General features: G+C 63.9%; 12 protein-coding genes, 1 tRNA gene and 1 pseudogene. 6 read left to right on the top strand and 8 right to left on the bottom strand.

The features are described 5' to 3' along the window. Positions 1–39 precede the first annotated feature (39 nt). Genes G552_RS0101125 through G552_RS0101145 form a run of 5 tightly spaced genes read right to left on the bottom strand, consistent with a single transcriptional unit; the run spans position 40 to position 6,534 of the window. Positions 40–1,866, bottom strand: coding sequence for a serine/threonine-protein kinase (locus G552_RS0101125; RefSeq protein WP_027881337.1), 1,827 nt, complete (start codon positions 1,864–1,866; stop codon positions 40–42). A 2-nt stretch (positions 1,867–1,868) separates the two neighbouring features. Beyond that, entirely contained in the window at positions 1,869–2,822 is a 954-nt protein-coding gene (gene fmt / locus G552_RS0101130) for a methionyl-tRNA formyltransferase (RefSeq protein WP_084640347.1), read from the bottom strand. Positions 2,823–2,857: 35 nt separating this feature from the next. Then, a complete protein-coding gene (gene def / locus G552_RS0101135; RefSeq protein ID WP_027881339.1) occupies positions 2,858–3,451 on the bottom strand; it encodes a peptide deformylase in 594 nt (197 codons plus the stop codon). A gap of 24 nt (positions 3,452–3,475) precedes the next feature. Beyond that, positions 3,476–4,354 carry a DMT family transporter gene (locus tag G552_RS0101140; protein ID WP_027881340.1) on the bottom strand — a complete coding sequence of 293 codons (879 nt, stop codon included), beginning with the start codon at positions 4,352–4,354 and terminating at the stop codon, positions 3,476–3,478. Positions 4,355–4,380: 26 nt separating this feature from the next. Next, entirely contained in the window at positions 4,381–6,534 is a 2,154-nt protein-coding gene (locus G552_RS0101145; protein ID WP_027881341.1) for an AAA family ATPase, read from the bottom strand. A 98-nt stretch (positions 6,535–6,632) separates the two neighbouring features. Here G552_RS0101145 and glgC point away from each other — a divergent pair, with 98 nt between their 5' ends. The 6 genes from glgC to G552_RS0101175 all read left to right on the top strand — a co-directional run bounded on the left by glgC (position 6,633) and on the right by G552_RS0101175 (position 13,878). Beyond that, positions 6,633–7,874, top strand: coding sequence for a glucose-1-phosphate adenylyltransferase (glgC, locus tag G552_RS0101150; protein WP_027881342.1), 1,242 nt, complete (start codon positions 6,633–6,635; stop codon positions 7,872–7,874). Positions 7,875–7,908: 34 nt separating this feature from the next. Beyond that, positions 7,909–8,598 carry a SagB/ThcOx family dehydrogenase gene (locus G552_RS0101155; RefSeq protein ID WP_027881343.1) on the top strand — a complete coding sequence of 230 codons (690 nt, stop codon included), beginning with the start codon at positions 7,909–7,911 and terminating at the stop codon, positions 8,596–8,598. 18 nt (positions 8,599–8,616) lie between these two features. Continuing rightward, positions 8,617–9,531: a S41 family peptidase gene (locus G552_RS0101160; RefSeq protein WP_027881344.1), complete on the top strand. Its 915-nt coding sequence runs from the start codon at positions 8,617–8,619 to the stop codon at positions 9,529–9,531. 57 nt (positions 9,532–9,588) lie between these two features. Further along, entirely contained in the window at positions 9,589–11,514 is a 1,926-nt protein-coding gene (locus G552_RS0101165) for an AMP-binding protein (protein WP_027881345.1), read from the top strand. Between the two features lie 84 nt (positions 11,515–11,598). After that, on the top strand, positions 11,599–11,961 hold the full coding sequence (locus tag G552_RS16190; RefSeq protein WP_036270094.1) for a hypothetical protein: 363 nt from the start codon (positions 11,599–11,601) through the stop codon (positions 11,959–11,961). Positions 11,962–12,231: 270 nt separating this feature from the next. Next, the gene (locus G552_RS0101175; RefSeq protein ID WP_027881346.1) at positions 12,232–13,878 is read left to right on the top strand and encodes a dynamin family protein; all 1,647 of its coding nucleotides are present in this window, start codon (positions 12,232–12,234) and stop codon (positions 13,876–13,878) included. Here G552_RS0101175 and G552_RS0101180 read toward each other — a convergent pair. From G552_RS0101180 to G552_RS0101195, 3 genes and pseudogenes are all read right to left on the bottom strand, one after another. Next, the gene (locus G552_RS0101180; RefSeq protein ID WP_027881347.1) at positions 13,875–14,291 is read right to left on the bottom strand and encodes a universal stress protein; all 417 of its coding nucleotides are present in this window, start codon (positions 14,289–14,291) and stop codon (positions 13,875–13,877) included. The two genes, G552_RS0101175 and G552_RS0101180, sit on opposite strands and share 4 nt — an antisense overlap. Before the next feature lie 127 nt (positions 14,292–14,418). Beyond that, positions 14,419–14,495 (bottom strand) — tRNA-Trp (locus G552_RS0101185). 14 nt (positions 14,496–14,509) lie between these two features. Further along, positions 14,510–14,921 (bottom strand): annotated as a pseudogene (locus G552_RS0101195) (integrase core domain-containing protein); the annotation flags it as partial.

Consider the following 14,921-nt stretch of genomic DNA (forward strand, 5'->3'; position numbering starts at 1 on the left):
CTTTTATGAAGAATGCGAAACTTAACCCCTGCGCATGTTCTAGGCAAACCTGTACAGCTTCCCCGCCAGGGTGGCCACATACAAGGCACCCCGGTAGGGCAAAGGGGGCACCTGGATGGGGCCCAGGCCGGTGGCCTCGAAGCAGACCTGCCCGGTCTGGGTGTTTACCCCCAGCACCCGGCCTTCCTCGGTACCCAGGTAGAGTACTCCGTGAGCCAAAGAAAGGGCTGCGGTGACCTTGCCGACCTCGAGGCGCCACACCTCGTCGCCACTGGCCTGATCCAGGGCGTACAGCCAGCCTGCCCAGCTCGCCGCATACACATACCGCTCATCAGCAGCGGGAGCCCCCCACAGCTCCCCCTCGAGGTCGTAGCTCCAGCGCACCTCTCGGCTCAAAGGGTCGAAGGCGTGCACCTCCCCGGCCCAGGTAGGGATGAACAACAGCCCCCTTCGGGCCGGAATGGCGGTATGTACCGGCCCGGTCTCCACCTTGTAGCGCAGGTGGCCGCTTTGGGGATCGAGGGCGTACAGCCAGCCGTTTTCCCCAGGCACAAACAGCAACCCCCGGTAGAGGGTGGGGGTGGCAACCAGGGGGCTGCCAGCTTGGAAGCCCCAGCGCAGGGTACCACTGGCATCGAGGGCGTAGAGAAAGCCATCGCGCCCAGCCAGGTAGATGAGTTCGCTCACCAGGGGAGCCGCGGTAATCTCGGCGCGGGTGGGGAAGCTCAGAATGGGCCGCCCGGAGAGGGTCATCCCGGTCAGGCGGCCATCCCAGGCGGCCACGTAGACCCGTTCCTCGGTCACCACCGGCGGCGCAGAAACCTCGTCGCCCAGCCGCTGACGGTAGACTGCGCCATCGGTCAGATCCAGCCGGGCGATGCCCTGCCCCGCCCCCACCCAGAGGCTGCCCTCGCGGGCCACCAGCTCCCCCGGCCAGGCCACCTGCCCGGCCAGGTCGTAGGTAGCGGAAAGCTCGAGCCGCTCGGGCCAGGCCGGGCCACTGGGGTAGTGGCCGCTGCGGCTGGCCCCGGCCCGGGGCGTGGCCGAGAGCGTCTCGCGGTAGTGGCGCAGGCTCTCCTCCACCACCGCCCGGGCGGTGGTGGCGCTGGCCGGCCTCTGCCCAGGCTCCTTTTGCAGCAGCGAGAGCAACAGCGCCGCTACCCCCTGGGGAATGGCTGGGTTGAGCTGTTGGGGCGGCTTGGGCGGCTCGTAGACGTGCTGATAGAGCACCGACTGGTCGTTTTCCCCTTGGAAAAGGGGCTGGCCGGTAAAGGTGCGATATAACACCGCCCCAAAGCTGTACAGATCGGCCTGAGGGGTCAGGCGCTGGCCCTTGGCCTGCTCGGGCGCCATGTACTCCGGGGTGCCCACGGTGATGCCCGTGCGGGTCAGATGACGGCTTTCCTGCATAAGGTAGGCCAGGCCGAAGTCCATCACCTTGGGCTGGCCCTCAGCGGTGACCAGGATGTTGCGGGGGGTCAGGTCGCGGTGAATCACCCCCCGCTGGTGCAGGTGCTCCAGGGCCTCCAAAGCCCGGGTCGAGGTGGCCAGCAAGCGTAAGCCCTCCATGCCATCCTCGAAAGGCCCCATGCGGTCGTAGCTGCCCCCTTCCACCAGCTCCATCACAAAGTAGGTGCGCCCCCCCTCCTCCCCCAGGTCGAAGACCTGCACCACGCCCGGATGGGAAAGGCGGGAAAGGGCCTTGACCTCTTGAAAAAAGCGGTTACGCTCGCTGGAGGGTAGGTAGGCGTGCAGAATCTTGACCGCCACCTGTCGATCCATGCGCTCGTCGAGGCCCTGCCAGACCTCGGCCATGCCTCCTTCCCCTAAGGGGCGCAAAAGCCGGTAGCGCCCTGCCAGTTTCACGTTTAGGCCAACACCTCCCCCGGCCCCAAGCGAGCCCCTCGAGCCCAGTCCAAAGCCGGCATGGGTTTCTTGCCCTCTGGCTGCACTTCCTGCAAAAACACGCCTCCTTCCCCCGTGGCCACCCACAGGCCCTCCGGCCCAGGTTGAACGGCCCCCGGAGCCAGGCCCTCGATTCCCAGTGCGGGCCGCATCCGAAGCACCCGAACCCGCTTACCCCGAAAGACAAACCAGCTCCCCGGCCAGGGCTGCACCCCCCGGTGGCGGTTGTAAATCTGTAGGGCGCTTTGGTTCCACCGGATTTTTCCGTCCTCCTTTTGCAGCATGGGGGCATGGCTGGCAGGGCCACGCTGAGGCTCCGGCTGGAGGTGCTCGAGGTCGGCCAACACCTGCAACAACAGCGTAATCCCCTTATCCCGCAGCCGCTCGGCCAGCTCCACCGCGGTCTCGTGGGGCTCCACCTGGGTGCGCCAGCGGGCCACCACCGGCCCGGTGTCCATCCCCGCATCGGTCTGCATAATGCAGACCGCCGTCTCAGCCTCGCCGTTGATCAGGGTCCACTGCACCGGGGCCGGGCCGCGGTACTTGGGCAGGTCCGAGGGGTGCAGGTTGAGGAAGCCAAACCGGGGCACAGTCAAAAGTTCCGCAGGCAGGATTTTGCCATAGGCTGCGGTGATGGCCAGCTCGAGGCCCAGCGAGCGGAAAAACTGCAGAAACTCGGGGTTCTTGCGCAGCTTGGCGGGCTTTTCCACCCGCAACCCCCGGGCCTCGGCCCAGGCGGCCACCGGGCAGGGGGTCAGTTGCCAACCTCGCCCGGCGGGCTTGTCTGGCTGGGTCACCACCAACACCACCTGGTGGTGCTGCTGTAGGGCCTCCAGTACCGGCAGAGCCCAGGCTGGCGAGCCAAAAAAGGCCACCCGGCGGCGGGTTGGATGGGACAGTAGGGGTGCAGAGCGAATCGCTAACCTCCTAGTGGTTGTTCGCAAAGCTGAGGCTACTTGGACTTCTGTGCGGCTTCCCGCAGGAAGGCCCGGGCCTGGCGCTGAAACTCGGCCAGGTCTTCGCGGTGTTCCTCGAGGAAGCGCTGCCGCTCGGCGGGGGGCATGCGCTGAAAAAAGAGAATACCGTCTAGGTGATCGATCTCGTGCTGCATCACCACGGCCAGATAGCCCTCGGCCTCGAGCACCCGGGGCTCTCCCCTCTCGTTTTGGTATGCCACCCGCACCTGTAGGTCGCGCTGGGCCCCCTCAGCATAAAGCCCCGGCAGCGAAAGACAACCTTCTAGGATGGACTGCCGCCCAGCACGGTAGGTGATAACCGGGTTGACCATCACGTAAAGCTGCTTCACCCGGGACTTAAGATCCGCCTCGGGGCCCTCGTCAGCCTCCTCTTCAGCGTACTCAGCCGCTACAAAAAGCCGCTGGCTGATGCCCACCTGGGGTGCCGCCAACCCCACCCCACGGGCTTCAAACATGGTCTCGAGCATGTCCTCGGCCAAGGCGGGAATGTGGCTAAAATCCTCCACTGGTAGGGCTTTTTTCTTCAAAACAGGGTCGCCGTACAGGCGGATGGGCAAAACCTGAGCCATAACTCCACCCCTGATTCTACGGCTCTAAGGCCCCTTCAGACTCACCCGGCCCAGGATGTTCACCATCATCACCCCAGCCAGGGCCAGCCCACCCCCCACCAAGGCCAGCCTACCTGGCACCTCGCCCAACCAGAGGTAGGCTATCAGAGTAGCCAACACCGGTGAGAGGTAGAGAAAACTGCTCACCTTCGAGGCCGGGGCCCGGCTCAGGGCGTAGTTCCAGGTCAGATAGGCCAGGGCCCCCGGCACCACCCCCAGGTAAACCCCGCTCCAAAAGGCCTGGGGTGAGGCGGCCCGTAGCGCAGCCGGCAGTCCCGGCCAGAACAGCAACAGGGGCAGGGTTCCGGCCCAGATGGTGTAGGCGGTGAAGAAAAGGGGATTGTACTTTCGCGCCAAGGGGCGCTGAAACACAAAGTACAGCGAGGTGGTCAGGGCCGCCAGCAAAATCAGCAAAGCGCCAGGCTCTATGGCTACGTGGCCTGGATGGTTACCCAAGGCAATCAGGGCCACCCCAGTAAAGGCTAACCCAATGCCTGCCCAACCCCAGCCAGAAAGCCGCTCGCCCAGAAAAAAGTACGAAAGCAAAGCCACAAACACCGGCCCCACGGCAATCAGCAGCGCCGCTGGCCCTGCCTTCACCGAAACCTGCCCGAAATTGAGGGCAGTGTGGTAGACGGTGATGCCCAAAAAACCCAAACCCAGCAAGCGGGGCCAGTCTCTGGGCTCAGGTAGGGGCATCCGCACCCCCCAAGCGTAGAGCAGCAGAACCCCCGAGGCCACTAAAAAGCGCAAAAGGGTCAGGTGGCCGGGGCTAAAGTCCTGTAGGCCCGCGCGGATGGCCGCAAAAGCCGAGGCCCAGGGCAGGATGGTCAGGAGAATGGCCAGGAGAACTCGAGCCTCCACCGCAAGGATGGTAACACGCTTCGAGCTTACTCCGATTCTTCCTTCTGATCCTCCAGCTTGGCCAAGTTGACCAGCCCCGCACGGATTCGCTCCTGCAAACCCCGGTAGCCCTCCAGGCGGGCTCCTGCCAAAAGCTCCAAGGCCTGTTCGACCGTCTCCACCGCGTAGAGGTGAAAGCGGCCCGCCCGTATTGCCTCCAGCACCTCGGCCCGCAGGGTGAGGTTGGCCACATTGGCCCGGGGCAGCACCACCCCCTGGGTACCGCTCAGGCCCAGCCTTTGGCAGACCCGGAAAAAGCCCTCTACCTTGGCGTTAATTCCCCCGACCGCCAACACCTTGCCGGTCTGGTCCACCGCCCCGGTGACCGCTAAGTCTTGCCGCAGGGGAAAATTGCCGATGGCCGAGAGTGCCGCCAGCAGTTCGGCCAGGCCCGCCGAGTCCCCCTCGATGGCCACATAGTTCTGCTCAAAGGCCAGGCTGATGGTGGCCGGCAGGGGGCCATTGTCCATGTAGCGGCTGCGTAGATAGCCGGCCAGGGTGAGGACCGCCTTGTGAAAAATCTGCCCCCCCAGGCCAACCTCACGGTCTATAGAGATCAGGTGATCCCGCCCTGGAGCGGCCCGGGCCGTGAGCCGAGCGGGGCGGCCCCAGTAAGGGGCCACCTCCACCACCACCAAGCAGTTGAGCTCTCCCACCGCCCGCCCGGTGGTGCGAAGGCTCCATACCCCTTCCTGCACCGCCCGCAAAAACTCCTCCTCGGAAAGGAAGCTGCGCTCTTCGCGGGCCCGCACAGCCTCCTCCACAGCCTGAGCGGTAATGAGGCCCTGGCCCAGCACAGCCGCCTCCTCAGCCAGCGCCCTGAGCTCGACCAGGCGGGCATCCATACGGCTGCGTTGCTCCACATTGCGCCGGGCCTCGTCAAACAGCCGGGTCAGGCCCCCCTGGGTAAGCTGGAACCCCTGGGCCTGAAGCCAGCCAGCGATGGCCGTTCGGTTCTGGGGGCTTGCCTCTAGGGTGGGGGCAAACTCCACCCGGATGCGAAAAAGTTCGCCGAAAGCAGGGTCTTCTTCCAAGGTGTCGAAGGCCTCCTGGGGACCCACCAACATGACCTGCATCTGGATGGGGAAAGGCTCGACCTCGAGGCTCGCCGGAGCTTGGGCGTCGGTGACTGGCTCCACCTGGCCGTTGCGCAAAGCCCGTTTGAAAGCCTCCCAGGTGCCCTCGCGCAGCAGGCTCTGGGCATCCAGGATGAGGTAACCGCCCTGGGCCTTGTGCACCGCCCCTGGGCGGATCAGACTAACGTTGGTGCTCCAGACCCCTTTGTCCACCACATAGTCCAGCCGTCCAAACAGGCGCGGGGCGGTGGCGTAGGGCTCATAAACGATGGGCGGGGGGGCCCCGCTGCTGGAAGAGGTCAGCAGGTTGGGCCGCCACTGGGCCGGGTCGAGGGCCTCGCCGGTCTCGGCGTAGCGAACCAGGCGGGCCCGCAGGGCCTCGAGGTAGGCCCGGGCCTGGGGAAAGCGTTGCCAAAGCGGCTCAAAGCGGCCCTGCAGATAGTGCAAGGCCCAGTCCCGCCGCAGCCGGCGCAAGGCCTGCTCGAGTTCGGCCTCGGCGGCCAGGCGGCTCAGGGTCACCTCTTCCAGCCGGGCATTCAGCTCCGCAGGCACGGCTTCTGCGCCGCTCAGCTCGAGCAGCTCGCCGCTTATCCGCAGGGTATAGCCGGCCGCCTGAACCTCCTGCTCTAGCAGGGCAAGCTGTCGCTCGCGGGCTTCTTTGAAGCGGGCCTCGAGCCGGCTTTTCTCCTTTAAAAAAGCATTCTGGCGGAAGAGCTCGTCCAGGCGGTTCACCTCCAGAAGCAGGCTTTCTACCGCCTCGGCCAGCTCGGTCTCCTGGCCGCTGGGGAGGGTGAGCACCGCTACCTTGCGCTCCGATAAGGGCACGTACAACAGGTCGGGCGGCGTTTCCACCCGCTGGGCGCTTAGGTAGGCCAGCAGGGCCTCGTGCTTACCCAGGCTGGGAGGGCCAACCAGGTAGGCATGAAACCCCCCGCGAATGGCCAAGTCCAAAGCCGCCCTGGCCCGCTCCTGACCAAAAAAGGGCGGGGCCACGGTAGGCGGTACCAGCGCCTCGGGGTCTTCACAGGAACTGCGCCACTCCAAAGCCTCGTAGGACAGCCTCACGGCGGATGAGTATACCCACAAACCGGCTACCCAAAACCAACCCTGGACATAGAGTCCACCTACCCTGCTATGCTGTGGGGCAAAGGAGGCAATACGTCATGGCGATGCGAGTTCTTGGGATGATCCTCGCGGGAGGGCAGGGCTCGAGGCTATACCCCCTCACCGCCAAGCGGGCCAAACCCTCGGTGCCCTTCGGCGCGCGCTACCGCATTATCGACTTCGTACTCAACAACTTTCTCAACTCCGGCATTTACAGCATCTACGTGCTGACCCAGTTCAAAGCCCAGTCGCTCACCGAACACGTGCAACGGCACTGGCGCTTTGGCGGGTTTTTAGAAAACGCCTTTATCCTGCTGGTGCCCGCCCAGATGTATCGCTACGAGGAGCTGGGGCCGGTCTGGTACCGGGGCACTGCCGACGCCATCTACCAAAACCTGCACCTGGTCAACAACCACAAACCCGAGAACGTGGCCATCTTCGGGGGCGACCACATCTTCAAAATGAACATCGCCCACATGCTGGAGTACCACAACGACCACCGGGCCGACCTGACCATTGCGGCCTACCCGGTGCCCATCGAAGAGGCCAGCCGCTTTGGCGTGTTGCAGGTGGACGAACAGTGGCGCATGGTGGGCTTCCAGGAAAAGCCCAAGAACCCCACCCCCATCCCAGGCAAGCCCGACATGGCGCTGGTCTCGATGGGCAACTATATCTTCCGCACTGAGGCTTTAGTGGAGAAGCTCGAACACGACGCCAAGGACCCTAATTCCTCCCACGATTTTGGCAAGGATGTGATTCCCCGAGCTTTGCAGGAGGGCTACCGCATCCAGGTCTACGATTTCAAGCGCAACCCCATTCCCGGCCAGAACGGCCCCAATACCTACTGGCGCGATGTGGGCACTATCCATGCCTACTTTGAGGCCAGCATGGACCTCATCCAGGTTACCCCGGAGTTCGACCTCTACAACCCCGAGTGGCCCCTGCGCGCAGCCAACTTCAACTCCCCCCCGGCCAAGTTCGTGCACGAGGCCGGAGCCCGTACCGGCCAGGCCTTCAACAGCCTGATCGCCGGAGGGTGCATCATCTCCGGGGGCACCATCCGCGAGTCGGTGATCTTCCGCCGTTGCCGCATCAACTCTTACGCCTTGGTCGAGCGAAGCATACTCTTCGATGAGGTGGAGGTGGGCCGCTACGCTAAACTGCGTAACACCATCGTGGACAAGAACGTGAGCATCCCCCCCCACACCCAGATTGGCTACGACCTCGAGGCCGACCGGGCCCGCGGTTTCACTGTCACCCCAGAGGGGATTGTGGTGGTGCCCAAAAGCTACCGCTTCTAGCCCCTGCTAGGCGGCTTGGCCTGGGTTTATTTTTATGGACAAGCATCCTGGCAAGGCTTTCTACCGCCTGACCCGCCTTTTCCCCGGCGACCAACTCCCCGGTGGACGAGCGCCCGCTGCCAAGGTCTACGCCAACCCGCTGGAATCGGTAGAACTGGCCGAGCCGGTGCGCGAGGGGGGCCCAGCGGTCTGGCGGGTGCTCTCGCGGGTAGCCCCCACCGCGCCCAAGGTGGGCTCCTCCATCACCCAAGCCGAGCTTTCCCAGGTGCTGGCCCCCCTGGCCGTGCGGCGGGGTGGACGGGGCTACCCCTCGGCAGGGGGAGCCTACCCACTGGAGGTCTACCTGGCCGTACAGCGCCTACAGGACACCTTCCAGGGCATCTACCACTACGCTGCCAAACAACACCAGCTCGAGCAGCTCTCCAGCCGCTTCAATCCGGCTGAGTGGCAGCAGGCCCTGATGAACCTCGAGGCGGTTGAGGCCTCGGCAGCGCTGGTGGTGTTCACCGCAGTACCGGAGCGCTCAGAGGCGGTCTTCGGCCTGCGTGGCTTCCGCTACGCCCTTTTGGAGGTGGGCTACGCAGTGGGCGAGGTCATGGTAGCTGCGACCGCCTTAGGGCTACAGGCCTACCCTGCCGAGACCTTCTACGACGAGGAGGTGCGCCGGCTGCTCTCGTTGCCCGAGGGGGAGTACCCGGTGGTGGTGCTGCTGCTGGGGCGGTGAGGGCCTTATGATGGGGCCATGCACCGCTGGGCCGTGGGGCTTTTCCTTTTGCTGGGCCTGGCCCTGGCCCAAAACCCCCAGGACTTTGCCCTGCGCCTCGAGCAGGCCTGGCGCCTGGTCAAGGAGCGCTACTACGACCCCAGCTTCAACGGGGTAGATTGGGAAGCGGTAGGCCAGCGCTACCGGCAAAAGCTCCCCGGGGTACAGGACTGGGAGGGGTTATACCACCTGCTCGACCAGATGTACGCCGAGCTAGGCGACGACCACTCCCGGGTGCTCAGCCCGGCCCAAGCCCAGCGCTACTTGGGAGCAGGGGGCGGGCGCTGCTTGGCCCTGCCCTTCCAAACCCCAGAACCCTACCAGCCCCCCCAGGTGCGCTTTAGCGAAGGGGTAGTGGTGGTACGCCTGCAAAACCTGGTGGAGCGGGCAGGGCTGGAAGCCCTACAAGAAGCCATCCGCCGCTACGAGGCCCAGGCTGTGGGTTACGTGCTGGATCTGCGGGGCAACCCTGGGGGGCTGGCCTTGCGCATGGCCGAGGTGGCTGGGGTCTTCCTGCGGGGGGTACCCTGGCGCCTGGTCAGCCGAGGGCTGGGAGCGGTACCTCTACCGACCGTGCCGTTTTGGGGTCTGCCCCAGACGCAAAAACCTCTGGTGGTGCTGATTGATGGCGGGGTTCACTCTGCTGCCGAAGGGCTGGCTGGGGCTTTGAAGAACGCAGGCCGGGCCTACCTCATCGGCACCCGCAGCGCGGGCAACACCGAGGCCCTTACCCCCTACTGCTTCCCCGATGGGGGGGTAGCCCTGGTAGCGGGTGGGGTGCTGGCCCCGCTGGTGGGCCCCACCTGGGAAGGGCGGGGGGTAGAACCCGATCTGGTAGTCGAAGACCCAGCCGAGCAGCTCGAGGCTGCCCTGCGCTACCTAAAGCGACCCTAGGCTACACAGCCCCAACAAAAACCATAAACTGGAGGAGCAAGCCAAGCGAGGCCGTCTATGAGCGAACCCATCTGGTTTCCCTCCGAGGAGTACAAGCGCGGCAGCCACATCGAGGCCCTGCTGCAACGTCTGGGCCTGGACAGCTATGAGGCTCTCTATCAGTTCAGCATCGCCCAGCCCGAGGCCTTCTGGAAAACCACCCTGGAGCTACTGGGCATCGAGTGGTTCACCCCTTACCGCCGGGTGCTCGAGCTGCCCCAGGGGCCCCAGTGGCCCCACTGGTTCGCCGGAGGGAAGCTCAACCTGGCTCACAACGCCCTGCGCCACGCCCGCACCCGGCCCCAGGCCCTAGCCCTTCTCTGGGAAGGGGAGGACGGGGCCTCCTCGCAGCTGAGCTATCAGGCGCTCGAGGCCGCCGTAGCCCAAGCGGTGCATGCCTTGGCCGGGCTGGGCATCGGCCAAGGCGACCGAGTGGGCCTGTTTTTGCCTATGCTGCCGGAGACCGCCATCAGTGCCTTGGCCATCGCCCAGCTTGGGGCCATCTTCGTGCCCATCTTCTCGGGCTATGCCGCCGAGGCTGCCGCCACCCGCCTACAGGACGCCGGGGCCAAGCTCATCATCACTGCCGACGGCTTTTACCGCCGGGGCAGCCGGGTGGAGCTTTTGCAAAACGCCCGGGCTGCCGCAGCGCTTTCCCCCAGCGTCGAGCGCCTGTTGGTGGTACGCCGCTTTGGTACAACCCCCCTAGCCCCTAACGAGGTAGCCTGGGACCAGATTGTGCCCCACCAGCCCACCCAGGCTCCCTACCAACCCATGGACAGCATGGATCCCTTCATGCTGATCTACACCTCCGGCACCACCGGCAAGCCCAAGGGCACCGTGCACTACCACGCCGGCTTCCCCCTCAAGGCTGCGCAGGACATGGCCCACCTCTTCGACCTCAGAGTGGGCGAGGTGCTCTTCTGGTTTACCGATATGGGCTGGATGATGGGGCCCTGGGCCATCCTGGGGGCCCTGACTTTGGGCGGCAGCGTGCTGCTTTACGAGGGTGCTCCCGACTATCCCGATGCGGGGCGGTTGTGGGCCCTCTGCCAGAAGCACGGGGTGACCCACCTGGGCCTCTCCCCCACCCTGGTGCGGGCGCTGATGCCTTTGGGGGAGGAACCCGTCCGCCGGCACGACCTCTTTCGACTGCGCGTCCTGGGCTCCACCGGCGAACCGTGGAACCTCGAGCCCTACTTGTGGTTCGCCAAAACCGTGGGTCAGAACCGCCTGCCCATCATCAACTACTCGGGCGGCACCGAGATTGGCGGAGGCATCCTGGGCTGCACCCCCTGGCGGCCCATCAAGCCCATGGGCTTCAACACCGCCGTTCCGGGCATCCACGCCGAGGTGCTGGACGAAAACGGCAAGCCTGTGCGGGACGAGGTGGGCGAGCTGGCGGTGCTGGCCCCTTGGCCCGGTCAGACCAAAGGCTTCTGGAACGACCCCCAGCGCTACCTCAACACCTACTGGAGCCGCTTCGAGAACATCTGGGTGCATGGCGACTGGGCCTTACTGGACAGCCAGGGGCACTGGATGATTCATGGCCGCAGCGACGATACCCTAAAGGTCGCGGGCAAGCGGGTAGGCCCCGCCGAGTACGAAAGCGCTGCGGTAGAACACCCTGCAGTGAAGGAGGCTGCGGCCATCGGGGTTCCCCATCCGGTGAAGGGTGAGGTCGCGGTGGTGTTTGTGGTGCTACGGCCTGAACACCTGGCCAGCCCCGACCTCGAGCGGGCCATTGGCGAGACCATCGCCCAACGCCTAGGCAAGGCTCTGAAGCCAGAGAAAATCCTCTTCGTTCCTGACCTACCCAAAACCCGCAATGCTAAGGTGATGCGCCGGGTCATCCGGGCGGCCTTTTTGGGGCAGAATCCCGGCGACCTTTCCGCGCTGGAAAACCCCCAGGCAGTTGAGGCCATCCGCAGCACAGCAGGCTGAAAGTAGACCCAATGCCTCCCATACCCTGATGGGGGCTAACCAAGCGTATTGCTGAAGTCTCCACCCTGACGGTGTCAGGGTGGAGTGGCATGGGCCTATTTCTTGGCGGTGGCTTTTTTGGCTGTTGTTCTAACCGTACCTTTCTTTGCCGTGGTCTTGGCAGAAGACTTCGATGTGGTGGTCTTAGTCTCTGGCTTGGCTGCCGTTTTGGCCGCACTCTTCTTTGGAGCAGCCTTCTTAGTGGTCGCTTCGGCTTCAGGCGTGGCCGCGCTCTGCTTCGCCGTATTTTTTCTAGCCGCTGTTTTAGCCTCTGGCTTGGCCGTTGCTTTAGTCGCGCTCTTCTTCTCGGTAGCCTTCGCCCCGGACTTAGGCGAAGCCTTCCTGGCCGCGTTCTTCTTTGCAGTAGATTTCGAGCTTTCAGGCATGAATTTCCCTCCTCAAGCTTAATGTGGAGCCACTGCAGCAAGCCCCTACAGCATGCGCCATCCGGCGGACACCGCATCCATCCCACCCAACCAAGCCCAAGGCTCGGGCGGATATGGACGGGTGTTGCTGCTCGATTGTTGCTCCACTGAACCGAAGTATACTACATCTTGTAGATTTTTCGCAGTCCAGATACAACTACTGGGCATGCTAGTCATTCATTGCGCAACCGCCGGGTTTGCTTTTTAGCCCTAATCGAAAAGTCCAACAAAAGCCTGCGATACAATACACAGCATGCTGGATTCCCAAACCCTGGCCCTGGCCCAGGACGTGCGCGCCCTCCTGGCTCGAGGCCTGGAAACACTGGCCCGCGCTGGCCTCGAGACCACCCCCCTCAAGCAGGCTTTGCTGGACCTGGAAGGGCCGTTTTTGCTGGTGGTGGCAGGGGAGTTTAACAGCGGCAAGTCTTCCCTGTTGAACGCCTTGCTGGGGGGCGATTTCCTCAAAGAAGGGGTCACCCCCACCACCGACCGTATTCACCTGATTACCTACGGCCCTGAAGAGCAGCTAAAGCCCCACTCCCCTGAGCTGGTACTGCTGCAACTACCCCATCCTTTGCTTAAGGAAGTCCAGTTAGTAGACACCCCCGGTACCAACGCCATCCTAGAGCGGCACCAAACCCTAACCGAGCGATTTCTGCCCCGGGCTGACCTAATCCTCTTTGTCACCAGCGCCGACCGGCCCTTCACCCAGTCCGAGGCCGAATTCCTGCGCTTTATCCGGGACTGGGGCAAAAAGGTGGTGCTTGTCCTCAACAAAGCGGATTTGCTAACCCAAGACGAGCTTTCGCAAGTGCTGGAGTTCGTGCGCAAGGGGGCCGACCAGACCCTAGGCCAGGTTCCCCCCCTCTTTGCCCTCTCGGCCCGCCGCGCACGGCAAGGCGAACGAGAGCAAAGCGGTATCACCGCCCTCGAGGGCCACATTCAGCAGGTGCTGGCCCATCAGGCTGCCCAGATTAAACTGGGCTCCCCCCTGGGAGTACTGGCCCGCCTAACCCTAGAGGCCCAGCCAGCCCTGGAAGCCCGTTTGGAGGAAGCGGAAAAGCAGCTCGAGGCCTGCCGCAAGCTGGACCATCTGCTGCAAAAACACGAAAGCCGCATCCGCCGCGACTTTAGCGGCCAGGTGGCCTTAGCCCTGCAAGCCATCGAGGAGGTGCGCAGCCGCGGAGAACGCTGGCTAGACGAAAAGGTGCGCTTTTCTAAGTTCCTCGAGCTCATGCAGTCCAGCAAGCTCAAGCAGGGGTTTATCGAGGAGGTAGTCAAAGGGGCCAACCAGGAGATCGAGCGCTCGGTATTGGAGGCCATGCACTGGCTGGCTCGGCGCGACCGGGAGCTTCTGGAAGACGCCCTATCGCTATTGCGCGAAGCCCCTAGCCTACGCCAGACCGAGGCCATACCTTCGGAAACCCGTGCCATCGCCGGCAACCTAGAGGAAGCCCTGCGCTCCTTCGACCCCGAGGCGGAGGCCATCCAGCTTCGTGACTTCATCCAGGAAAGCCTGCGCGGCACCGCCCTAGCCGAAGTGGGGGTGATGGGGCTGGGGCTTACCATCCTGCTGGTAGCACAAAAAATCGCCCTGGACATTCTGGGTATTTTTGCCACCTTGTTTGGGGCCATCCTGGCCACCTCTATCCTGCCGCGACGCAAGGAAATCGCCAAGGCCCGCCTGCGCGAACGCCTGGCCGAGCTGCGCACTACCCTCGAGGGCGCCCTAAACGAAACCCTAGAGACCGAGTTGCAGCGCACCCGCGAACGCTTCCACAGCCTCTACCGCACCTCCTGCACCCGGCTGGAAAGCTGGCGCGACGACCTCCTGGCCCAGCTCAAGCAGCTCGAAGAGCTGCAGGCCGAGGTCAGAGCCCTCCAGCAGCGGCTGTCCTAGCGCACCAGCAGCACCGGGCACTGGGCCTGGGTCACCACTTTCTGGCTCTGGCTGCCCAAGAGCAAACCGCTTAGCTGCCCCAGACCTCGAGTCCCCATCACAATCAGGTCAACCTTGCGCACATCGGCAACCCGCAGAATCGCCTCTGCCGCTGGCCCTTCCAAAACCTCCGTTTCCACCTGCGGCAGCGCGCCTACCAGGGCCTTGGCCTGTTCCATCACCCGGTCCGCCGCCTCGGTACGGCGGGAGATGACCTCCTGCAGGAAAGGTTCACCCAGATAGTCTGGTATTGGGTCGTAGGTGTGCACGATGCAAAGAGTGGCCTGGTACTGCCGGGCTAAATCGGCCGCAACTTTGGCCGCCTTCTGCGCGTGGGGCGAGCCATCAAACGCCAACAATATCTGCTTGAACATGGCAACCTCCCAAACCCTGGCTCTGCGCCAGGATACCGCCCCCACTGTATGCCTTGAGAAGGCTTATCGCCAGGGTTGTTTATCCCCTGCAAAAAACGCCCTGGGATTTCCCAGGACGCCCCATTTATGGCGGGCCGTGAAGGATTCGAACCTCCGACACCTCGTTTTGGAGACGAGTGCTCTACCGGGCTGAGCTAACGGCCCTTGTTGTGCTTTGCCTATCGCATTTGCCTGGCAAGCTGCCAACCAAGCCCCCCTATTTTGCCCTGTAGACTGCCGAAAATCAAGGCCCTGTAATCGGTCAACACATGTGAGACTGGGGAACCGACTCCTCCTGCATCATAGCTAAATACTCCAAGGGAGCAAGACCCCCCAGGGCCATGTGAGGCCTTCGGCGGTTGTAGTGGTCCAGGTAGGCATCCAGCTCTGCCTGTAGCTCGCTGAGCCGGGGGGGCAGAGGCCGGGTATAGAGCTCCTCCCTAAAGGCCCGTTGCACCCGCTCCACGTGACCATTGAGTTTAGGACTCCTCGGCGGCAGCACAAACAAGGCAATCCCCAGAGCACAGCAGGCCTCCTCAAACTCGGCCATGAACTCGCTGCCCCCATCCACCTGGATGGCCCGGATGGGAA

Origin of the sequence: Meiothermus rufus DSM 22234, assembly GCF_000423425.1 — a bacterium.
Taxonomy (GTDB): domain Bacteria; phylum Deinococcota; class Deinococci; order Deinococcales; family Thermaceae; genus Meiothermus; species Meiothermus rufus.